This window comes from Vibrio sp. 2132-1 (assembly GCF_033344315.1).
In genome coordinates this window covers 1-785 of sequence record NZ_JAWPON010000226.1, presented here as the reverse complement: position 1 = coordinate 785, position 785 = coordinate 1, and the positions used below count along the sequence as shown (strand labels likewise).

The window sequence follows — 785 nt, the reverse complement described above, 5'->3', positions numbered from 1 at the left end:
CTCGGATCATGTTGAGATTGAAAAAATCAGCGCACTTTCCTATCTCACTTATCGTGAGAGGCGAGATTCGCAACTGACGAAACAAGAGTGGCGCCAGCTTGCCAACTATATTAATCAGCAAAAGCGGCACCATGAGCCACAAAGTGCCGTCGACAGTATTCAGTTATCGCCTCTTGAGCCAGGTTGTAGCGCTGAGACAGCGCCAACGCTACAAGGCAAAGTCGTGCTTGCTGAACCGATATGGACTATCCCGAACCTGATGCGACATTCTGAATGGTTGCATGAGGTGATTCGTAGCACGGGGCTAGAGTTAGAGGTCATCAAAGTGGAAGACATTAGTTTTCCCGAGTCAGTTTCACACTTGGCGGATTTATTGTTCATTGAAGAGGTCATGGAAGCGCCATTTGAATATGGGGTATTTGAATGGCTATCGGTGGCGACTGGCTTACGTTTTAGTTTCGAACAAAACCAGATGGAGCGTCACCGCGAGCAGCTTCAAGAAGCCATTGCCTATGAACAACCGATTTCTCATTTGCTGGGTATTGAAGAAGCGCTGCGCGCGCAATATGTCTATTTGCCTTTGTTCATTGGCTACGAAGAAGTGACAAAAACTCAACAAGTTCGGGGCGTGCAAGTTAAGAATACAGGCTATAGCGACTTACACCGACTTTGGCTTGCTCACAGTAGTTAGCCCGTTTGATGCCAATCGCATCATCATATTCTAGAAAGCAAAAAGCCATCAGTACGATGGCTTTTTTAGATTTCAAATTAAAATCTGAGTTAGA

Annotated in this window: 1 pseudogene; it reads left to right on the top strand. The window is 45.9% G+C overall.

From position 1 onward, the window contains the following. Positions 1–691 (top strand): annotated as a pseudogene (locus R8N47_RS24585) (transporter); the annotation flags it as partial. Between the last annotated feature and the right edge of the window lie 94 nt (positions 692–785).